This is a genomic window from Segniliparus rugosus ATCC BAA-974 (assembly GCF_000185725.2).
GTDB lineage: Bacteria > Actinomycetota > Actinomycetes > Mycobacteriales > Mycobacteriaceae > Segniliparus > Segniliparus rugosus.
The window spans coordinates 110,794-130,147 of sequence record NZ_KI391954.1; the positions used below are offsets into that span (position 1 = coordinate 110,794).

At 70.4% G+C, this 19,354-nt stretch carries 18 protein-coding genes and 1 pseudogene; 3 read left to right on the forward strand and 16 right to left on the reverse strand.

Translation table 11 applies throughout. The features are described 5' to 3' along the window. Positions 1-9: 9 nt before the first annotated feature. From HMPREF9336_RS10480 to HMPREF9336_RS10550, 15 genes and pseudogenes are all read right to left on the reverse strand, one after another. Entirely contained in the window at positions 10-1,560 is a 1,551-nt protein-coding gene (locus HMPREF9336_RS10480; RefSeq protein ID WP_021030494.1) for a PPE family protein, read from the reverse strand. Next, complete coding sequence (locus HMPREF9336_RS10485) at positions 1,557-1,871, reverse strand: PE family protein (RefSeq protein ID WP_021030495.1); 315 nt, start codon at positions 1,869-1,871, stop codon at positions 1,557-1,559. The genes HMPREF9336_RS10480 and HMPREF9336_RS10485 overlap by 4 nt, the downstream gene beginning before the upstream one ends. After that, positions 1,868-3,544 (reverse strand): fatty acyl-AMP ligase, encoded by a 1,677-nt coding sequence (locus tag HMPREF9336_RS10490; protein ID WP_051357335.1) that lies wholly within the window; start codon positions 3,542-3,544, stop codon positions 1,868-1,870. Before HMPREF9336_RS10490 ends, HMPREF9336_RS10485 begins: the two co-directional genes overlap by 4 nt. Continuing rightward, complete coding sequence (locus tag HMPREF9336_RS10495; RefSeq protein WP_007466796.1) at positions 3,544-3,822, reverse strand: acyl carrier protein; 279 nt, start codon at positions 3,820-3,822, stop codon at positions 3,544-3,546. Before HMPREF9336_RS10495 ends, HMPREF9336_RS10490 begins: the two co-directional genes overlap by 1 nt. Positions 3,823-3,832: 10 nt before the next feature. Then, positions 3,833-4,594: an ABC transporter permease gene (locus HMPREF9336_RS10500; RefSeq protein ID WP_007466797.1), complete on the reverse strand. Its 762-nt coding sequence runs from the start codon at positions 4,592-4,594 to the stop codon at positions 3,833-3,835. Continuing rightward, entirely contained in the window at positions 4,591-5,535 is a 945-nt protein-coding gene (locus HMPREF9336_RS10505) for an ABC transporter ATP-binding protein (protein ID WP_007466798.1), read from the reverse strand. Before HMPREF9336_RS10505 ends, HMPREF9336_RS10500 begins: the two co-directional genes overlap by 4 nt. Positions 5,536-5,542: 7 nt before the next feature. Continuing rightward, complete coding sequence (locus HMPREF9336_RS10510) at positions 5,543-6,313, reverse strand: hypothetical protein (protein ID WP_007466799.1); 771 nt, start codon at positions 6,311-6,313, stop codon at positions 5,543-5,545. Further along, positions 6,310-6,798 carry an SRPBCC family protein gene (locus HMPREF9336_RS10515; RefSeq protein WP_007466800.1) on the reverse strand — a complete coding sequence of 163 codons (489 nt, stop codon included), beginning with the start codon at positions 6,796-6,798 and terminating at the stop codon, positions 6,310-6,312. Before HMPREF9336_RS10515 ends, HMPREF9336_RS10510 begins: the two co-directional genes overlap by 4 nt. Continuing rightward, positions 6,795-7,559 (reverse strand): hypothetical protein, encoded by a 765-nt coding sequence (locus HMPREF9336_RS10520; protein WP_007466801.1) that lies wholly within the window; start codon positions 7,557-7,559, stop codon positions 6,795-6,797. Before HMPREF9336_RS10520 ends, HMPREF9336_RS10515 begins: the two co-directional genes overlap by 4 nt. Then, the gene (locus HMPREF9336_RS10525; RefSeq protein ID WP_007466802.1) at positions 7,556-9,061 is read right to left on the reverse strand and encodes a pyridoxal phosphate-dependent decarboxylase family protein; all 1,506 of its coding nucleotides are present in this window, start codon (positions 9,059-9,061) and stop codon (positions 7,556-7,558) included. The genes HMPREF9336_RS10520 and HMPREF9336_RS10525 overlap by 4 nt, the downstream gene beginning before the upstream one ends. Further along, the gene (locus HMPREF9336_RS10530) at positions 9,058-10,404 is read right to left on the reverse strand and encodes an aminotransferase class III-fold pyridoxal phosphate-dependent enzyme (protein ID WP_007466803.1); all 1,347 of its coding nucleotides are present in this window, start codon (positions 10,402-10,404) and stop codon (positions 9,058-9,060) included. Before HMPREF9336_RS10530 ends, HMPREF9336_RS10525 begins: the two co-directional genes overlap by 4 nt. Continuing rightward, entirely contained in the window at positions 10,401-11,492 is a 1,092-nt protein-coding gene (locus HMPREF9336_RS10535; protein ID WP_007466804.1) for a fatty acid desaturase family protein, read from the reverse strand. Before HMPREF9336_RS10535 ends, HMPREF9336_RS10530 begins: the two co-directional genes overlap by 4 nt. Then, positions 11,489-12,469 carry an SDR family NAD(P)-dependent oxidoreductase gene (locus HMPREF9336_RS10540; RefSeq protein ID WP_021030497.1) on the reverse strand — a complete coding sequence of 327 codons (981 nt, stop codon included), beginning with the start codon at positions 12,467-12,469 and terminating at the stop codon, positions 11,489-11,491. Before HMPREF9336_RS10540 ends, HMPREF9336_RS10535 begins: the two co-directional genes overlap by 4 nt. Continuing rightward, positions 12,469-13,585 (reverse strand): annotated as a pseudogene (locus HMPREF9336_RS10545) (GNAT family N-acetyltransferase). Before HMPREF9336_RS10545 ends, HMPREF9336_RS10540 begins: the two are co-directional and overlap by 1 nt. Before the next feature lie 59 nt (positions 13,586-13,644). Continuing rightward, the gene (locus HMPREF9336_RS10550) at positions 13,645-14,727 is read right to left on the reverse strand and encodes a hypothetical protein (protein ID WP_007466808.1); all 1,083 of its coding nucleotides are present in this window, start codon (positions 14,725-14,727) and stop codon (positions 13,645-13,647) included. A 412-nt stretch (positions 14,728-15,139) separates the two neighbouring features. Here HMPREF9336_RS10550 and HMPREF9336_RS10560 point away from each other — a divergent pair, with 412 nt between their 5' ends. Next, positions 15,140-16,054: an oxygenase MpaB family protein gene (locus HMPREF9336_RS10560; protein WP_007466809.1), complete on the forward strand. Its 915-nt coding sequence runs from the start codon at positions 15,140-15,142 to the stop codon at positions 16,052-16,054. A 230-nt stretch (positions 16,055-16,284) separates the two neighbouring features. Beyond that, positions 16,285-17,496, forward strand: a complete 1,212-nt coding sequence (locus tag HMPREF9336_RS18460; RefSeq protein ID WP_156920392.1) for an SGNH/GDSL hydrolase family protein — start codon at positions 16,285-16,287, stop codon at positions 17,494-17,496. Between the two features lie 154 nt (positions 17,497-17,650). Here the strand turns inward: HMPREF9336_RS18460 and HMPREF9336_RS10570 are convergent, their stop codons facing one another. Next, on the reverse strand, positions 17,651-18,565 hold the full coding sequence (locus HMPREF9336_RS10570; protein ID WP_007466811.1) for a cyclase family protein: 915 nt from the start codon (positions 18,563-18,565) through the stop codon (positions 17,651-17,653). A gap of 489 nt (positions 18,566-19,054) precedes the next feature. Here HMPREF9336_RS10570 and HMPREF9336_RS10575 point away from each other — a divergent pair, with 489 nt between their 5' ends. Further along, entirely contained in the window at positions 19,055-19,333 is a 279-nt protein-coding gene (locus tag HMPREF9336_RS10575; RefSeq protein ID WP_007466812.1) for an acyl carrier protein, read from the forward strand. Positions 19,334-19,354: the final 21 nt, after the last annotated feature.

The window sequence follows — 19,354 nt, forward strand, 5'->3', positions numbered from 1 at the left end:
GCGAGGCCGCTAGGCGGAGGCCTCTTCTTCTCCGTCCGGCTCCATGAAGGCTCGGCGCGGCTCGTCGTCCGGGTTGCTCCAGCTGCTGGGCAGCAGCGGGCTCGTCGGTCCGGATTGGAACGCTCCCCGGCCGGGGAGCTGCGTCATCCCGAGCGCGGAAGCCGCGCGCTGGGTCGGGGCCGTTCCGGCGAAGCCGATGACTCCCGCGCCTTGTGCGGAGGCTTGCGGCGCGTCGCTCTGCGCGGCGGCGGCCTCGGAGGGGGCCTTCGCGCCGTCTTCGATGAACTCGTAGCGGTATTGGCGGCCGCGCGCCGCGCCCGTCATCTGGCGCTTGCGCCGCGCCGCCGCCAAGGACGCGTCCTTCGATTGCGCCGCCGCGACGGCGTACCCGCCGGTGGTGTCGCTGGCGGAGGAAGTCGCGCTCTGGCCCGCGGCGGACGAAACCTGAACGGTCCCGCCTGCGGTGATGGCGTACGAGGGCCCTTCGGGGACGGCGGAGGCGTTCGACGGGGAGGACGCGGGCGCGTGTGACCCGGCGGGCTGCCCGGAAGCCGGGCTGGACGAGCCGAGGCCGTGCGCGGGGGCCGAGGCGGAGCCGGCTCCCGAGGCGAGGACCGGGGCGACCACGTGCGGCAGGTCGTTCCGCTGGCCGTTCGGCTCTGCGGTTGGCTCCGGCTCGGCTTCGGCGGGGGTTTCCTGCGGCCCGAGCAGCTCGGCGAATGTGCCGATGCTGCCCATGAACGCGATACCGGTGATGCTCACGCCGGTGAGCAGCCCGTACGCCGGGAACTCGACGAACAGGTGCTGCGCCGCGATGTAGCCGCCGACTGCCGCGAGGGCGAACCCGAAAAGCGCGACCGGGTTGCGCATGAGCCGCTCGATGTCCTCCTTGAGGTTCTTCCAGAGGTCGCGGTCCGAATTGTTCTCCGAGTCGTCCAGCTCAAGCCTCGCCTCGACCGCCCGCGCCAGCGCGGCGAGTTGGTTGGCCATCGCGGCGGACTGCCCTGCCTCCCCGACCCCAGGGGCGAGGAGCCCAGGGGCAGGGGGAAGCTGGGGCACAGCGGACGTCGCGGCGGTCGCGATGGCTTGATAGGTGGTCATCGCCTCCGCTGCCTGGATCCACATCCGGACGTAGTCGGCCTCGTTGAGGGCGATGGGAATGGTGTTGATGCCGAGGAAGTTCGTGGCCATGAGCAGGCCGTGGGCCGCGTGGTTCGCGGCCAGCTCGGGCAGGGTCGGCATCGCGGCGAGGGCGGCCTCGTACGCGGCGGCGACCGTGGCGTGCTGCGCGGCGGTCGCCGTGCTCGTGACACTGGCGGTGGCGAGCCAGTCGAGGAAGGGCGCATGCGCGGCGGCGAACTGTTCGGCGCTCGTCCCTTCCCACAGGCCGCCCTGGACGATGGCGAGCTGCTCGGCGAGCAGGGCGGCTGCCGTGGTGTACTCGGCGGCGAGCGAGGCCCATGCTTCCGCCGCCGCCAGCAGCGGCCCTGGGCCGGGGCCGGCGGAGAGCAGGGCGGAGTGCACCTCCGGCGGCAGCGCGAACCAGGCGGGAGCTGTCACGGTCGCCCTGCCTCTGTCGCGTAGACCTCGGCGGCGAGCGCGTCGCCCTCGGCGTAGCTGGTCGCGGTCTCGGCGATCCCCGACGCGCCCCGGCCCAATTCCGCCATGCCCTCGCCCGCCGCGCCCTGGTGCAGGAGGGCGCGCGAGCCGAACTCGGCGGCGGCGAGGAGGGAGACCGGGTCGGCGGCGGGCGGGACGACCGAGGTGATCGTCGGGGCCGAGGCGGCGTGCGCGGCGGCCAAACGCGCGGTGATCGCCTCGACGGCGGCGCTCGCGGCGAGCAGCCCCTCGGGAAGGACACGCATGGTCATGACTTCTTCTCCTTTCCGAGCGCTGTCGGCTCGGTTGTGGGATGGTTCGCGAGCCGTGCCGAGGTTTCGGCTCGGCGGAATTTGCCCGAGGATGTCTTCGGGATCCAGCCGGTGGGGGCGACGTGCACGTGCCGGGGGCTCACGCCGTGGCTGCGGTACACCCGGTCGGCCACTTCGCGGCGGATGCGCTCGCGCTCGGCCTCGTCGGCGTGGCGGGCGGACTCGACCACCATGGCGAATCCCTCGCCCGCCTCGGCGGTACGGAGCCGGACCGCGACGACATTGCCGGAGCGCACGCCTTCGACGGCGGCGGCGGCGCGTTCGACGTCCTCCGGGTGCAGGTTGCGCCCGGAGACGATGAGGATGTCCTTTTTGCGCCCGCAGATCACCGGCTGGCCGTCCTCGGTGAGGTAGCCGAGGTCCCCGGTTGGCAGCCAGCCCGCCTCGTCCGCGGCCCGCTCGAAGCCGCGCTCGGTGCGGTAGCCGACCGCGACGTTGTCGCCCCGGATCTCGAATTCGCCAGAGGAGAGGGCGGGGAGCGGCGCGCGGCGCTCGTCGACGACGCGGATCTCGCAGCCGTCGAGCGGGGAGCCGAGCGCGAGGCGCAGGCCGCCGCTTCGGTCTTCTGGCGCGGTCGGGTCGACGGGAAGCGCCCGGTAGTCCTCGCCAGCCCGTAAGAACGAGACCGCGAGCGTCGCCTCTGCCATGCCGTACGCGGGGACGATGGCTTCGCGGCGGAAGCCGAACCGCCCGCCCTCGGCGACGAGCCGGTCGAGGGTCGCGATGTCGATGGCCTCGGCCCCGCTCAACGCGAAACGGAGCGAGGAGAGGTCGTACGCCCCGTCTGGGGCTTTGCCGAGCCGACGGGCAAGGACGGCGTAGGCGAAGTTCGGCGCGGCGGTCATCGTGCCCCGGTGCTCGGTGATCAGCTCGGCCCACAGAAGCGGGTCGGCGAGGAAGTCCGACGGGGTGATCTTCACCGTTTCGAGCCCGTACACCATGGGGTTGATCAAAAAGCCCATCATGCCCATGTCGTGGTAGAGCGGCAGCCAGCTCACCACCACGTCGGACTCGGCGCTGGCCCCGGACGCTTCGATCATGGCGCGGGTGTTGGCCGCGATGTTGCGGTAGGTGACCGCGACGGCCTTCGGCGTGCCGGTGGACCCCGAGGTCAGCTGGAGGAACGCGATGTCGTCTTCGGCGGGGGCCCCGACGCGCCCCGCCGAGCCGGTCAGCAGCTCCGCGAGCCGCACCAGGCGCACGGGCAGCGCCGCGAGCTGGTCTGCCGCCGCGAGGAAGGGGTCGCCGAGCACGAGCGTCGTCGCCCCGACCGCGGCGAGCGCCGCGCGGGTGTCCTCGGCCCACACGCTCAGGTCGGAGCGGTGGTTCGGATGCTGGAGCATCGTGATCGACGCGCCTGCGAGCCAGATGCCCTGCACCAGCGGCGCGATCTCGCCGGGGGATCCGGCGAGCACGGCGACGGAGTCCCGAGGCCGCACGCCCGCGTCGGCCAGCGCGCCCGCGACGGCAAGCGCGCTCTGGTGCACCTGCGCCCAGGAGGTCCGGCCGGTCTGGTCGAACTGGGACGCGCCGAGCCCGTCGACCGGGGCGCAAGTCAGCCCGCGCCCGGTGGCCTCCGCGTTCTCGATCAGCGTGGTGAGCAGCGTGTTCATCATTGGGCCTCCGGTTCGAGGTCGAGGGCTGCTGCGGCGATCCTGCGCCGCTCCACGAGCCACACGAGGTCGCCGAACGTCTTGCATTCGAACACGTCCTCTTTGCTGAGCGTCACCGAGAAGCGGCGCTTGATCTCCGCGACGCCCAGCGCGAAGGAGAGCGAGTCGAAACCGAGGTCGGCGATGAGTTCGGCGTTGTCGTCGATCTGCCGCGCGGGCAGTTCCAGCTCGTCGGCGACGAACTCGACGAGGAATTCGCGGGTGTGCGAAGCGGTCACGGCGATACGCTCACTTTCCGATTTTTCGGCGGGTCACCAATTGGACCGGGATTTGCAGGAGGAGGAACATGCCGACGGCCACCGCCGCGCCCTTCTCGACCAGCCATAGGTCGAATTCGCCGTACATCAGCGTCGACGCGGCGGCGACGATGTGCGAGAAGGGGTTCAGGTCCACGCTGAGCTTGAGCCAGTCGGACATGAAGACCTTCGGCATGAGCGCCTGGCTCACGAACAGCACGGGCACCACGAGCGGCAGCATGGCCATCGGGGCTTGCGGGTTGAGAGTGCGGATCGCCACCAAGTAGAACAACGAGCTGTACGCGGCGGACCACAGGAACATGAGCAGCGTCAGGAACAGCGCGGTGGCCACGCCCGAGCGCAGCGGCGCGCCGAGCACGGTCAACAGGCCGATCACCACGGCCCCCGCGGGGAGGATGCGGAACATCTCGAAACCGATCTTGGCGGCCATGATCTGCCCGGTGGACACGCCGTACAGGCGCAGCCGGTCGGTGAACCCCGAGCGGATCTCCTCGATCAGCGCGCTCGCGCCGTACCCCGCGCCGACCATGGGGATCATCATGATCAGGCCAGGCGCGATGTACGCGGTGTACGAGACCAGGGGGAAGCCGGGCAGGTCCGAGACGTGCTGGAACATCGCGCGGGCGAAGATGACGATCACCACGGGGAAGACGATGGGGAACAGGAACCCGAACACCGGCTGGCGCAGTCCGACCACGACGTAGCGTTGGAACAGTTTCACAGTCGCGCTCATGCGGTTGCCTCCAGGAAGATGTCGCGCAGCGAGGAGGAGCGGACCGCGACCCGCGCCTCGCCGAGGCCGCACTGCTCCAGCGCGGCGGTGAGCTTGGCCAGCGCCGCCGCGTCCGAGGACGGCGCGGCGAGGGCGAGGGCGGCGGGGCCGGTGCGCTCGAACGGCTGGCCAGAGGCGGCAAGCGCCCGCACCGCGTCGTCGGGGATCGCCGAGTCGGCGAGGACTTCGACGGAGAAACCGTGCCCCTCGGTGAACTCGCGGGTGGCCCCGGAGGCGACGAGCCTGCCGTCCTTCATGATCCCGATCTCGTCGGAGAGCGTCACGGCCTCGTCCATGTCGTGCGTGGTGAGCAGCACGGTGCGCCCCTGGGAGCGGAGCAGTTCCACGGTGCGCCACACCTCCTCTTTCCCCTCGACGTCCAGGCCGCTGGACGGCTCGTCGAGGAAGAGCAGCTGCGGGTTGTGCGAGACGGCGAGCGCCACGTCCACGCGCCTGCGCATCCCGCCGGAGAGCTGGCCGACCTTCTTGTCGCGGTAGCTCCCGATGCCGAACTGCTCGACGAGCTCGTGCTCGCGGCGGCGGCGGTCGGCCTTGGACCAGCCCGCCATGGCCAGGCTCATCCGGATCTGCTCCACCGGCGACATCCACAGGTCGAGGGCGACCTCTTGGAGCGCGACGCCGATGAGCGGGCGCAGCCGCTTGGTCTCGGCCACCGGCACGCCGAGCACCTCGGCCCGCCCGCTGGTCGGCGGCAGCAGCGTGGTGAGCATGCGGATGGTGGTGGTCTTGCCCGCGCCGTTGCGTCCGAGCAGGCAGTAGACCTTCCCCCTTGGCACGGAGAGGCTCAGCCCGTCCACGGATTTCGTTTCGGAGCCCTGGTACGCCTTGACCAGGTCTTCTGTCTCGATGGCTGGCGCTTGGGCCGTTAGATCAGCTGTCATGCTCGGCTCATTCCTGGACTCGGGGGAGCGCGTGGCGCTCCATATGCTCTTCGAGCGGGACTCCTTGGCTCGTCACATTCAGGTCGAGCGTGGTGTTCACCGCGATGTTGCTGCCTTTGACCAGGTCGTTGACCTCGTGCAGCGTCCCGGTCGTCGGCCCGGAGACCTGCACGTCCGCCACGGTCGCCAAGAGTTCGACGGGTTTGCCGTCCCAGACCGCGCGGCGGGAGCCTTCGACCCGGAACTCGCCGGTGAGCTTGGTGCCGCCGAGGCAGGTCCCGGACAGCGCGACGCGGTCGCCCGGTTTGGTGGTGTCCGCGAGGCGCAGGCCGCCGTCGACCACGCATTGCAGGGTCATCCTGGTGTCGAGCGGGTTGAAGATCTGCATGGCGTTGAGCGTGCCCGCGTGCGGTTCCCAGGAGAACATGATCGTCTCGTACGGGAACCGGTCGTCGCCGTAGAAGAACCCGATCTGGAAATCTCCCGGCTTCGGCCCCGTCCCAAGGGTGAGCGCCCCTTCTTTGGGCAGCTCGCTCGTCTTGCCGAGGTAGGTGATGTGCCCGGAGATCTCTTGCGGGTGCACCCCGAGCATCCGGCCGATGCCAGGGTCGACCTTGTTCCCGTCCACCGGCTCGACGGGCTGCGACTTGGGGTAGCGCAGGAGCTTGTACGCGTCGGTGGCGGGCGCGGCGGAGTCCGGGTTCACCGACCCGCAGCCCGCGACGGCGGCCAGCGCCAGCGCCGAGACGAGCGGGCGCAGCGCTGTGCCGAGGCTCATGCCGCCGCCTTCGCGTCGGCGAAATAGCCTTGCAGCCGCCGGTGGCGGTGGGCGAAGAAGGCCGAGAGGATCTTGGCGAGGAGTTTGTGCAGTCCGGGGATCGGCAGGTGCGGCGCGAGGGTGACCGCGTCGGTCACGATGGTCTTCGCGCCGTCGGGCTCCAACGTGCGGTGGTGGACCCAGGTGCGCATCCCGGTCATGGCGGACTCCTCCCGGAACATGCGGCCCGGCTCGATCTGCGCGACGGTGATGTCGTCGAAGCCGAACGGGACCGCGCCGAAGAGCAGAAGGAAGCTCTTGCCGATGTGGGTGCCTGGCGCGACGTCCGCGATGGACTTGCCCCGGAACGCCTTCGGCATGGTCATCTTGAGGTAGGGGCCCATCTCGTGGTTGATGCCCTCCTGCGTGGTGACCAGCGCCCACACCTTGTCGGTCGGCGCGTCGACCACGCTGGTTTTGCGGAAGGTCGGTTCTTGCCCGCTCATGCGATCTCCTTGTTGTGTTGTGCGCTGTTGTGCGGCGCGGTGTGTTGGCTCCTGCTCGGGTCGGCGCGGAGCGCGGAGCGCGCCGATGCGGCGAGCAGCGAGGAGCGCCCGTTGTCGAAGTCGCGGGCCACGTCGGCGATGTACGAACCGCCGATGTCGATGACGGCGGGGACGCTGTCCGCCCCGATGTAGTCCGGGAGGATGTCGCCGATCTGGTGGATCCGGTCGCCGAGCAGCTCGCGGTACCACTGGAAGAGCGGCACGACGAGCGCGACGGTGACCAGCTCGACCTCCTCGCGGACGAGGTCGTCGAAGAAGGCCAGCCAGATCTGTTCCATGGCTCCCGCGCGGCGGCGGCCTTTGCGGACCCCTTGCGTCGCGAGCTCGGCGATCCGCCTGGGGTCGCGGTCCGCGAAGAACGCGTCCCAGTCCGGGTGCAGGAAGTTGCGCGCCTTGCCGTCCGGGGCGCGGAATCGCCTGCTGTCGCGCAGCGTCGAGAAGCTGTCCAGGCCGAGCCTGGGGTCCCAGCGCAGCGCGCGCAGCACGGCGACAGGGGCGTGCGGCTCGTGGCCGTCGAAGCTCACGTAGAACTCCGAGGACCGCTCCCAGCAGCGGTAATGCGTCATCTCTCCGGCGGCGCGGTCTGCCGGGCCGGTGAAGTCGTTCTGCACGCCGAAGATCTCGTATTCGACCATTTTCGCCCAGCCGAAGCGCTCGTCGCCCGACCGCAGCCGCTCGACGCGGGTTGTTGGGCTTGTCATGCGGGTCCGGCCTCCTTCCTCGTGCGCGGATCCGACAGCCGTCTCGCGCAGCGCGCGATCTCTCCGACCAGGTATCGGGCGGCGGCCTCGGTGACCAGCGGATTGACGAACGTGAGCTTGAGCGCGCTCTGGCCGAACGCGCGGGAGCGCCCGACGACGGCCGTGCCCTCCTTCGCGAGCGCGGCGCGGACGGCTGCGGTGACCGAGTCCCGCTCGGCCTCGCTCCCGCCGCCGCGCCATCGGAAGATGACCGTGTTCGTCGCGACCGGCGCGAGGAGTTCGAGCTCGTCCGCCGCGACGACGGCGGCTCCGGCCGCCTCGGCGGCGGCGCAGGTGGCCTCGATCATCGCGCCCACCCGCTCGGAGCCGAGCGCGCGCAGGGTCACGAGCACTTTGAGCGCGTCGAAGCGCCGGGTGGTCTGCAGCGATTTGTCCACCAGGTTGCGCACGTCCTGCCCGGAGTCGTCCTCGGGGTTGAGGTAGTCGGCGTGGTCGGCGAGCACGGCGAACGACTCGCGCTCGCGCACGAGCAGGGCGCTGCAGCTGATCGCCTGGAACAGCAGTTTGTGGAAGTCGACCGCGACCGAGTCGGCGAGCTCGATACCGCGCAGCAGATGCTTGCGCCGCTCGCTGTAGACCAAGCAGCCCCCGGCGCAGGCGTCCACATGGGTCCAGACGCCGTGCTCGCGCGCGAGGCTGGCGGCTTCCGCCAGCGGGTCGACGGCTCCGGAGTCGGTGGTGCCCGCAGTGAGGACCAGCGCGAACACCGGGACTTTGGCGCTGGCGCATTCGTCGAGGAGGGCGGCGAGCGCGGCGGCGTCCATCCGGCCCTCGGGGTCGGCGGGGACTTCGAGGACGGCGTTCGCGCCGAGCCCGAGCACGCGCAGCGCTTGGCGGATCGAGAAATGCGCCTGCGGGGCGCACAGCACGCGCCACGTCCCCGCGTCCAGTGGGAGCCCGCGTTCGGCGATGCTCCAGCCCGCCTTGGCCGCGAACGCGTCGCGGGCCATCAGGAGCGCCTGCAGGTTCGATTGGGTGCCGCCGCTGGTGAAGACGCCGTCGGACTCGGGGCCGTAGCCGATTTTCGCGCAGAGGCTCTCCACGACGTGCTGCTCGACGGCGGTCGCCGCAGGGGCTTGGTCGAACGAGTCCATGGACTGGTTGAACCCGCTGACGAGCATCTCGGCGGCCAGCGAGGCGATAGTCGGCGGACAGTGCAGATGCGCGAGGTAGGCGGGGGAGGCGACCGAGGCGGAGCGGTCGGCCAACAGCCCGACGGCCTCGCGCAGCGCTTGGCGCAGCCCGACTCCGTCGGCTTCGTCGAGTCCGAGGCTCGAGGCTTGCGCCTTGAGCCCTGCGTAGCCGTCGACCAGCCCCGGCGTTTTCGGGTCGGCGAGCGCGGAGCCGGTCAGGGCGACAGCCCAAGCGGCGGCCTCCTGGTAGGCGAGCGCGCCCGACCCGGCGACGAAGTCGGCCTCGAACGGCATGTGCTCCCCGCTCATGCGACCTCTCTCCTCGGCAGCTGGCGCTCGACGGCGCGCACCGCCGCGTCGAACGCGGTGAGGGCCGAGGCCACGTCGTCCTCTTCGATGGTCAGCGGCGGCAGGAAGCGCACCACGTTGTTGTGTTGCCCGCCGATCTCGACGATCAGGCCCTCCGCGAGGCAGGCCCGTTGGATCCGCGCGGCGAGCTCGGGGGCGGCGGGGAGCGCGCCGCCCGCGTCCGGTTCCGCGTCCGGGCGGACGATCTCGGCTCCGAGCATGAGGCCCGCGCCGCGCGCCTGGGCGATGACGGCGGAACCGTCGGCGATGGAGCGCAGTCCGCTCTGGAACACCCTGCCCGTCTCGGCGACGCGTTCGGCGAGACGGCTCTCACGGGCGAACCGGATGACCGCGCTCGCGGCGGCGAAGGCCATGGCGTTGCCCCGGAACGTGCCGGTGAACGCCCCCGGCTCCCAGACGTCGAACTCCTCGCGGACGACAAGGACGGAGATCGGCACTCCCGAGCCGAGCCCTTTGGAGATCACGATCATGTCGGGCTCGACGCCGCACCGTTCGAACGCCCACGCGGGTCCGGTGCGGAACATCCCGGCCTGGACCTCGTCCGCGATGAGCGGGACGGCCAGGCTGGTCGCGGTTTCGCGCAGCGCCTGGCCCCAGCGGGGCGGGGCGGGCAGCACGCCGCCCTCGCCGAGGACGAACTCCGCGATGACCGACGCGGGGGAGCGGACCCCCGTGTGCGGACGGGCGAGTCCGCGCGCAGCGAGCACGGCCAGGTCGACTCCTTGCTCGCCGCCGACGCCGAAGGGGCAGCGGTAGTCCTGGGGATACGGCAGGAACACCGTGTGCGGGGCGAGGACGACCGGCTGCTGGCGCAGGCCGCCGCCGGAGCTCGCCGACCGCGCCGCCCTCGTGCAGCCGTGGAAGCCGCCTTGCACGCCGATGTGTTCTCTGCCGCCGGTGGCGACCTCGGCGAGCATCAGCGCCGCCTCGACGGCGAACGCGCCGCTCGGGGAGCACAGATGGACCCTGCCGCGCTCGCGCAGGCCCGGCGGCAGGATGGCGAGCAGGTCCTCGACGAACTGCTCGCGGGCCGGGGTGTGGAAGTCCAGCGACAGCCACGGCTCGCCGGAGTCGAGCACGCCGCGCACGGCGTCGCGCACGGCGGGGTGGTTCCAGCCGAGCGACATCGAGCCCGCCGCCGCCAAGCAGTCCACGTACCAGCGCCCGTCCGCGTCTTTGATCCGGGAGCCCACGGCCTCCACGGGGCGGATGGGGAGCTTGCGGGAATAGGTCGCTGCCCGCGACTCCCGCATCGGGGGGAAGACGAGGCGTTCGTCGGTCATGCGGGCTCCTTCTGCGCGGGCTGTGCGGTGTCACGGGGTTTGGTGAGCAGGCGTTTGAGCGATGCGAAGAGCGACGGATCCTCGGTGGCCCAGTAGCCGCCGTCCGATGCGACCGCCGAGGCCAGCCTGCGCCGCGCCTCGGGCAGCCGGTGGTAGGCGAGGGCGGGGAAGAGGTGGTGCATGGCGTGCAGCCGCAGCCCGAGCGGGGCCCAGAGCTCGCCGAGGAGCGGGAAGCCGGGGTGGTCGATGGAGTCGAGGACCTGCTCGGGGAAGGTCATGGGCCGCTCGTCGCTCTCGTAGCGGTGGGCGGCGAGCACGCGGACCCAGTTGACGAAGACGAACACGGCGATCACCAGGTGCGCCTCCAACAGGCGCGCGGCGGGGTAGGCCCCCGCGACGAAGAGGGCCGCGAGCGCGAGCGTGTACCCGAAGCAGAGCGCCTCTTGCGCGAGCCAGGAGCGAGGCGCCTTCCCGCCAGGCAGCTCGCGCTGGAACTCCGCGTCGATCACCAGCGCCGAGGCGCGTTCGAGCAACCAGCGGCGCAGCGGCGGGACCAGCCAGCCCAGCGGCGCGAGGACGAGGAACCGGAGGACGAACAGCGGGCCCGCGACCAATGCGGTGAGCGGCAGCAGGCACAGCCGCCACCAAGGCCAGCGCGCGTAGGGGACGTACTCCCCGTCCTGCGCCGTCGCGTATGTGCGGGCGGCGTGGTGGTCCTGGTGCAGATCGTAGAAGAACTTCGGCACGAACATCGGGATGCCGCAGACCGCGTGCCAGAACACGGAGAACCAGCGCAGCTCGTCGCCCGCGTGCACGATCTCGTGGACGAACAGCACCGCGCGGTAGAGCGCGAACCCGGCGACGAGCACGCAGCCGATTCCGAGCGGGCTCGCGAGCCGGTCCGCGGGGCAGAGGAAGAACGCGCCGTAGCCGATCGTCAACGAGACGACGAGGTCGGTCCAGTAGATCCACGCGCGGCGCGGGGCGAGGTCCGCCACGAGCTCGCGGGCCTCGGCCATGGAGATGCCAAGCGCGGCTTTCGAGCCGCGCAGCTCTTCGTCGGGGTTGGCGGGGGCAGGTGAGGTCATCGCACGAACTCCGAGATCAACTCGCCCAGCGAGCTTTGCGGCAGGCCGAGCTCGCGAACGGCCCTGCTTTGGTCGTAGTACAGCTCGCGGACCATCAGCTCGACGTTCTCGGGCACGAGCGCGTCCGCCGGGTCGTGCGAGCCGACCAGGCCGCGCAGCGTCCGGTTCGCCGCGCCGAGCGCGCGGAACACCCGGTCCGGCAGCTCGCGCACCGCGTGGCTCCGGCCGGTCGCCGCGACGAGCCGCTCTGCGATCTCGCGGTACGAGAGGTTCGCGGTGGCGAGGATGTAGCGGCGGCCCGCCGTCCCTTTGTCCATCGCCGCGACGGTCCCCGCGACGAAGTCGCGCGCGGAGCACACGGCGGTGCCGCCCTTCGGGACCACGCGCAGCAGCCCGTTGGCCGCGGCTTCGGCGAGGGCGCTCCACGAGCGTTTCGGGTCCGCGCTCGGGGCGAAGACGGCGGCGGGGTTGACCACGACCGCGTCGAGCCCTTGGGGGACGAAGTCCAGCACGAGCCGCTCGCCCGCCCGTTTCGTCGCCGAATAGGCGTTGTCGAGGACCGAGTCCGCCGCCGCGAAGTCCTCGTCGGCGACCACGCCGTTCGGCGGATAGCCGATGGCGGCGGTGGAGGAGACGTGGACCATCCGCCGCACGCCGTGGCGCAGGCAGGACTGCGCCACCAGGTACGCGCCGAGGACGTTCGTGCGCCAGGCCGCGTCCGCGAGCCGCGAGCTCGGGGCGGTCGCCCCGGCCAGGTGGTACAGGCGCTCGGCTCCGCGCACGGCGGCTTCCAGGCCCGCCGCGTCGGCGACGTCGGCGGCCCGGACCTCGACATGAGGGGCGAGGTCCTCTGGCAGCTGGGCGCGCTCGAGCGGGTGGACGAGAGCGGCGACCTCCGCTCCGCCCGCGACGAGCGCGCGGACGAGGGTGAGGCCGAGGTAGCCGGTCGCGCCGGTCACAAGGATCCGCTCGGACATCACAGCGCCTTCTGGTAGACGCGATGCCGGTGCTGCGGGGGCGCGCCCATCTGGGCGACGAGCGCGTTCGACCACGCGTTGTCCTCGTGGACCCACGTGGTGGCGACGGAGCGGTAGCCGCCACAGGTCGCGGCCCGGACGATCTCGCCCGCCAGCACCCTGCCGATCCCGAAGCCGAACTCGGTCTGGACCGCGCCGATCAGGACGACGACGGCGGTGTCCACCCCTCGGATCCGCCCGCCACGGCGCGCGGCGAGGCGCAGCGCGAGGGACGGGGTGATCCGGCCCGACTTGCTGATGATTTCGTCCAGATCGGGGATCATGAAGAGGAAGCCGACGGGGCGCTCGCCGTGCTCGATGATCTTGATGATGTTCGGATCGAGCACAGGACGCAGCTCCTTGGCCATGTCCGCGAAGACCGGCTGGCTCAGCGGCACGTTCTCCGGGTGGTGCGCGAAGGAGTCGTTGTAGAGCCGGCGCACGAGCTCCAGCTCTTCGCCGAAGCGGTCCATGCGCACCGAGCGGACGGCGAGCCGTTGCGCGGCGCGCACGTCGTCGGCGCGTTTGAGCAGCCGCCGCTGCGCGTCCGGGGCCGTGCCGACGTCCCAGCGGTAGGAGGCGGTCTCGAACCTCGCGCGGTACCCGGCCTGTTCGACCAGCTCCGGGTAGAACGGCGGGTTGTACGGCTGCATGACCGTGGTGGCGCTCGTGTGCCCGCTGACGAGGAACCCCGACCTCCTCGCGCGAGGAGTAGCTGTAGGGACCGGCGATCTTCGCCATGCCCCGCGCGCGGGCCCAGGTTTCCGCCCGGTCCAGGAGGGCGGCGGCGACGGCGTGCTCCGGCGTGCTCTCGAAGAACCCGAAGAAGCCGTAGTCGCCGTAGCGGCGGACGTATTCGGCGTCGATGCTCGCGGAGATCCGGCCCACCGGCTCGTCCCCCCGGTACGCGAGGAAGTGCGCGATCTGCGCCTCGCGGTGCAGCGGGTTCTTGCGCGGGTCCATCTTCCGGCGCATCGTCTGCCGCAGGCCGGGGCGCGAGCGCGGGTCGCCCTTGTGGAGCCGGTAGGGCAGGGCGACGAAGTCGCGGAGCTCGCGGGCGGAGGCGGCTTCCCGCACGTCGAGCGCGGGGCCGCGCCCCTTGGGGGCGGATTCGCGGGAAAGCGTGTCGATCAGGCTCATGCGGCTTTGCGGGCGATGCCGAGGTCGTGGGCGAGTTCGGGGTTTCCCTTGCTCTTCCACAGCGCGCCGTCCATGTAGAAGTGGTGCAGCACGAACATGAGCGGAATGGCGAAGATGATCGTGTCCAACTGGCCGGCGAGGATCCCGAGCCCGGCGAGGAAGGCGATGTACAGGGGCAGCGCCTTGCGCTGGGAGAGCCGGGCAAGCAGCAATCCGCGCTCTTTCGGGGCAGGGCTCGCGAAGCGGGTGTTGTTCCGGGTCCAGTTGATCAGGTGGTATTGGAGGCTGTGCGTGGTCGTCGCGATGAGGATCAGCGCGAACAGGTCGGAGACCAGCAGGTACGAGAGGTTGTAGGAGACGACCGCGACCGCGAACGTGGCCAAAGCCATGGGAGGCAGCGCCTTCTGGCCCTTGCGGCGCAGGCCGAGCTGCTCGGCGGCGGCGACGGCGAGCAGGACCGCGGCGACGAGGTATCCGGCGGCGACCACCGGCGTCGGCAGAGGAGGGAAGGGGATCGTCAGCCCCGAGAAGGGCAGCCGGTTGCCGAAGAAGGTGTACTCGGAGAACTGCAGGCCGTGGCTCGCCCGATAGACCACCGGCGCGAGGCAGCAGGCGTACAGCGCGTACTTGACCTTGTCGCGGGGCCCTTTGTACCCGTTTTTCGCGGCGTAGATGTTGATGATCCCGAAGTGCTGCTTGAGCACGTGGAAAACCTGCCAGTACGCCCAGACGGCGACGAGCGGCAGCAGATGCCCGCTGAACCACAGCGCGGAGACGAGCGCCGCGACGACGGCGAAGCTCACCAGGTAATGCCGCCGATAGCGGGCGCGCTCGCGCGGGTCCAGCCACACCCGCGTCGTGGTGGTGAGGACGTGGGGGAGGTCGGAGAGCACGCTGAACCCGACCGCCGCGAACAAGAAGACCTCGCGGTGGCTGGCCGAGGCCGCGGCGAGCACGGCGGAGAGCAGCGCGCCGAGCCCGAAGACGAAGAGGATGTCGACCTTGCTGTTCACGAACCATCCTGGCTGGTTGCCAGTGGTCGTGGCGCGTTCTCCTTGCAGTGCGTCGTGGACGGTCACGGCATGCCTCCTGTGCTTCTTCGCGCTGGCTTGGGTGATTCACAGCCTATAGTAAATGAAAATCATTTGCAATAAATTTGGCCGAGAAACCCGAAGGGGAGGCGCGTCCTCGTCGCGGAGGCGGGCGCTCATCAAGCTCATGGCGATGGCGATGGCGATGGCGATGGCGATGGCGATGGCGATGCGGGGCGGCGGCTAGCCCACGCCCTTGTCTCCCGGCGGCAGGCTGCGGCGACCGCTTCGACCTCGCGCGGGGTCCGCGCGCCCCAGCCGCGCAGCATGGCGCGGCCCGCGCAAGCCGCTCGCGCCGGGGCGGCGGCTCCGTGTTGCGCAATCGTGGAAATTCCACAAAAGTGGGACAAGTCATGGATTTCGATCACTCAATGTGAGGTAACTCGGTTATACTCACCACATGTCCCGTTATGCGATCCGCGATCACATCTCGACCCTCGACCCCGAGTCGGACTACGAAGAAATAGCCAGGCTCCTCGTCGCGCACGAGTTCCCGTGGGACACGGTCCAGTCGTTGAGCTTCGCCCTCTTCCGCACGTACGCGGTGCCCTCGATCGGCGACCTGCTCTACGACACCACCGAACTGATCACCCGGACGCAGAAACGCTACGACGACACGGTGCTGATCTTGGACGCCGCCGTCGAGCACGGCATGGCCTCGGCCGAAGGACGCGCGGCGATCCGGCGGATGAACCAGATGCACGGGGCGTACGACATCAGCAACGGAGACTTCCTGTACGTGCTGTCCACATTCGTGGTGATGCCGGTGCGGTGGATCAACGAGTACGGCTGGCGGCGGCTGACCGACGTGGAGACCGCAGGGATCACGAACTACTACCGGGAGCTGGGCAAGCGCATGAACATCAAAGACATCCCGCAGACCTACGCGGCGTTCTCCGACTTCCTCGACGCCTACGAGGCGGAGCACTTCGCCTACACCAACAAGACCCGCGCGGTCGCGGAAGCCACGCTCCGGCTGCTCGCCGAGCTGCCGCCCAACAAATACGCGCCGAGGGCGCTGGTGCGCTGGTTCTCCTTCGGGCTGATGGACGACCCGCTGGTCGACGCGTTCCGCTACGAACGGCCGAGCCGGCTCGCGCGGCGGATCGCGACCGGGGCGCTGCGGCTGCGGGCGCGGATCGTCCGGCTGCTGCCCCCGCGCAAGAAGCCGTACTACTCCCGGCAGATGCCGTCGATCCAGAGCTATCCGTGCGGATACCGCGTCGAGGACCTCGGCACGTTCCCCGCTTGCCCGAGGCTCCGCGCGGGCGAGGGCTCCGAGCGGCCAGTCGCTGGCGAAGCCCGGAGCGCTTAGCGCGACCCCGCCGACAGAGCGCTCTGTCCGTTCTGCTGTGTTGCCGTTCTCGCCGGACTGAGGTCGGAGCGGTCGCAACCGGGAGGCTCCACCCGCGCGGGAGCGACGCTCGCGCCTGCGCGGGCGATGCTCTTCGGTCCCGGGTCCTTGTCGCCTGCCCTGTGAGAATTCCCTGAGTTTGCTGCCAGCACGGGGATACGCGGCTCGTGAGGGGATACTATGTGCCTGCTATGAACCAACCTGTTGTTACAAGGGCGCTCCTCGCCATGGCCTTGGTTGGCCTCTCTTGCGGCGCGCTGGCCAAGGCGGATCCGACCGACCCCACCCCGGCCCCACCTGCCCCGGTCACCATTCTGCCGCCTGCTCCGCCCTCCGCGCCCCCTGCGGCTGAGGCTCCAGCGACTCCCGCGACCCCGGCTCCTCCCGCCCCGGACGGCGCGGCCCCCGCGACCCCGCCCCCGGCTCCTCCTGCGGCTGAGGCTCCAGCGACCCCGGCTCCTCCCGCTCCGGACGGCGCGGCTCCCGCGACCCCGCCCCCGGCTCCTCCTGCGGCTGAGGCTCCAGCGGCTCCCGCGACCCCGGCTCCTCCCGCCCCGGACGGCGCGGCCCCCGCGACCCCGGCCCCGGCGACCCCCGCTCCGGACGGCGCGGCCCCGCCCGCTCCGGCGCAGGTGCACAAGTACGTCGCGTTCGGCGACTCCTACGCCTCGGCCCCGTTCCAGGATCCCGTGGACGACCCATCGGAATGGTGCCGCCGCTCGTTCAGCAACTACCCGTCGAAGGTCGCGGAAGCCTACGGCCTCGAGCGCGGCACCGCGTTCCTGGACCTCAGCTGCAGCGGCGGCACGACGTACGGGCTGACCTCCGTCGTGCCCGGCGGCCTCGGCTGGGGCGGGCAGCCGACCGCTTTGATCGACTCGATCACCCCGGACACGGACTTGGTGACGATCACGATGGGCATGTCCAACGACACGCTCTCGGCGGTGCTCTTCCGCGGCTGCGGCGGCGGGAACTGCCAGGCCAAGGTCGAAGGCACCCAGCAGCTGGCGGACATGAACGAGTTCATGCAGCGGGTCACGGACACGACCGCCGAGGCCGCGAAGCAAATCCACCAGATCGCGCCGAACGCGAAGGTTCTGTTCGTCGGCTACCTGCGCTCAGGGGCGGGCTGGTGCGAGGCGTGGGGCGCGTACAACGCCGACGACGCCGCGTACATCGACGCCCTGCAGGCCCGGACCAATGAGGCGCTGAAGGCCGCCGCGGCGCAGAGCGGGTCGCAGTACGTGGACGTGAACACGCACGGCGACCACGGAGTCTGCTCCGAGGAGCCGTGGGTGCGCGGCGACGGATCCCACTCGGGCGCGCCTATGGCCCTGCACCCCACCCCGGAGGGCCACGCGGCCGTCGCCCGCGACGTGTTGAACGCGCTCGGCCATCCGTGACCGAGGCGGACGTGCGGTTCCCGGTCGGCGCGGCGTTGGGCCGACGACGGGATCGCGTTTTCGCCTCGCCGCTCGCGAGCCCGCCAGCCGGAGGGGCCGCCTGCCGCCATCACGAGGGCTGAGCCCCGGCTGAGCCGCCTGCCGTCAGGGCGGCTCAGCGGGTTTCGACGGTGGCGAAAGCGCGGACCGGGAAGGTGCCGAACCCCTCGACGCGCGGCGGGACCGCCGTGAACGTCGCGCCGTGCGGGGGAAGCTGGCCCAGCCCGGTGAGGTGTTCGACGATGGGGATCCCCGCCGCGAGCAAGACGGAGTGCGCCGGTCGTGCCTTGCCCTGGTCGATGGCGTCGATATTGACGGAGTCGATACCGACGAGGGCCGCTTTGCGCTCGGCGAGCCAGCGGGCCGCCCGTTCCGTCAGGTACGGGGCTTGGACGGCGTAGGCGGGAGTCCCCCAATGCCGGTCGCCGCCAGTGTGCAGCAGCACGGCACGGCCCTCGACTTCGAGCGCGGCGAGATGGCCGACGTCGACGGCTCGCGCGCCGTCGCCTTCGGCGCGGACCACGACTGCGGGCAAGTCCACGAGCCGGTCCAGGGAGAGGGAGCTGAGGTCGGGGCCGTCGTGGTACCGGTGGAAAGGGCTGTCGAGATAGGTGCCCGTGTTGCCGACCATCGTGATCTGGTCGATCTGGAACTCGACGCCCTCCGCGTAGAGGCCTCGGGAGGCCGCGCGGGTGAGGTGCGCGGCGATTTGCGGCGCGGGCAGGCCGGGGTAGGTCGTCTCGCCGTGCCGGATGACGTGGTTGAGGTCCACCCTGCGCGATCTGACGGCGGGGGCGGCAAGGCCGCTTGGTCCGCCCCGCGTGCCTTTATGCGGCTCCTCGATGATCGAGAGCCGCCCGAACTCGACCTCTTCGGTCATCAAGAGGCCGAGCGAGGCGACGAAGAGCGCGGCCACTTCGTCTTCGGTCGCGCCGGGGGAGGGGACGTCGAGGCGAAAGCCTTCGACGCTCAGGCTGCCGCCGTTCGAGAAAGTCGCCTTCGCGTCGAACACCGCCCTGTATTGCGCCATGGGATGAGAATGCCACAACATGGGCGGGCGAAATCGTCCGGGGCGGAGACAGGGGCTGGCCGAGTTGATTGATAATCGCGCAAAAGGCGCGCCATATGACTTTTCCGCTGTGCACTATTTCACAATAATCGGCATGAGAAAAATACTCCGCGCCCGAGTTTGATCCGCCTCGTCGGCATTCTTCCGATATTCCTCCAGATCAGATGGTCGAGGAAGGCTCGAAGCAGGAGCAATCCATCAAATCATCGGCTTATTCGGTAAGGCGATCCTTATCGTCCGTTTCGATTAGGCTCAGACTGTTCCCGCATGTAAGCCCGTTGAATCGTCTCGCTCCGCTCTTCGATCCGAGGCGGTTTCCACGGAGTTCCGGGAATGTCCAGCGAGCTGATGCATTCATGGAAAACTGATGAATTCATGGCGCACGAGCTTCGTAAAGTCGAAGCGATTTCGGAAAATCGGAACACGACAAATCGATCAATGAGGTGCATTATGGATCTGCTGCCCGCCGCCGACGACATCGCGCTCGGCCTTGTGTACGAAGCGCTCGGCTCCGTCGCGACTTCAGAGCCCCCGGAGCTCTCCCCGGATTGGGAAATCGCCGATTTGGGGTACGACTCCGTGCAAATCCTCGAAGCGCTGACCCAGATCGAAGAGACCGTCGGCGTCTCGCTCTCGCAACAGAAGCTGATCGGCGTGCGGACGGTCGGAGACCTCGCCGACGTGGTCCGGGCCAGCCTCGCCGGAGCGTCGGAAACTCTGGTCGGTTAGGCGAGAAGGGAAGCGGAACGC

Coding starts and splice junctions, on each gene's coding strand:
- HMPREF9336_RS18460 (WP_156920392.1), top strand. CDS start 16,285: ATGAACCAACCTGTTGTTACAAGGGCGCTCCTCGCCATGGCCTTGGTT.
- HMPREF9336_RS10560 (WP_007466809.1), top strand. CDS start 15,140: ATGTCCCGTTATGCGATCCGCGATCACATCTCGACCCTCGACCCCGAG.
- HMPREF9336_RS10575 (WP_007466812.1), top strand. CDS start 19,055: ATGGATCTGCTGCCCGCCGCCGACGACATCGCGCTCGGCCTTGTGTAC.
- HMPREF9336_RS10490 (WP_051357335.1), bottom strand. CDS start 3,544: ATGAACACGCTGCTCACCACGCTGATCGAGAACGCGGAGGCCACCGGG.
- HMPREF9336_RS10515 (WP_007466800.1), bottom strand. CDS start 6,798: ATGAGCGGGCAAGAACCGACCTTCCGCAAAACCAGCGTGGTCGACGCG.
- HMPREF9336_RS10505 (WP_007466798.1), bottom strand. CDS start 5,535: ATGACAGCTGATCTAACGGCCCAAGCGCCAGCCATCGAGACAGAAGAC.
- HMPREF9336_RS10500 (WP_007466797.1), bottom strand. CDS start 4,594: ATGAGCGCGACTGTGAAACTGTTCCAACGCTACGTCGTGGTCGGACTG.
- HMPREF9336_RS10510 (WP_007466799.1), bottom strand. CDS start 6,313: ATGAGCCTCGGCACAGCGCTGCGCCCGCTCGTCTCGGCGCTGGCGCTG.
- HMPREF9336_RS10525 (WP_007466802.1), bottom strand. CDS start 9,061: ATGAGCGGGGAGCACATGCCGTTCGAGGCCGACTTCGTCGCCGGGTCG.
- HMPREF9336_RS10520 (WP_007466801.1), bottom strand. CDS start 7,559: ATGACAAGCCCAACAACCCGCGTCGAGCGGCTGCGGTCGGGCGACGAG.
- HMPREF9336_RS10570 (WP_007466811.1), bottom strand. CDS start 18,565: ATGGCGCAATACAGGGCGGTGTTCGACGCGAAGGCGACTTTCTCGAAC.
- HMPREF9336_RS10540 (WP_021030497.1), bottom strand. CDS start 12,469: ATGTCCGAGCGGATCCTTGTGACCGGCGCGACCGGCTACCTCGGCCTC.
- HMPREF9336_RS10535 (WP_007466804.1), bottom strand. CDS start 11,492: ATGACCTCACCTGCCCCCGCCAACCCCGACGAAGAGCTGCGCGGCTCG.
- HMPREF9336_RS10530 (WP_007466803.1), bottom strand. CDS start 10,404: ATGACCGACGAACGCCTCGTCTTCCCCCCGATGCGGGAGTCGCGGGCA.
- HMPREF9336_RS10485 (WP_021030495.1), bottom strand. CDS start 1,871: ATGACCATGCGTGTCCTTCCCGAGGGGCTGCTCGCCGCGAGCGCCGCC.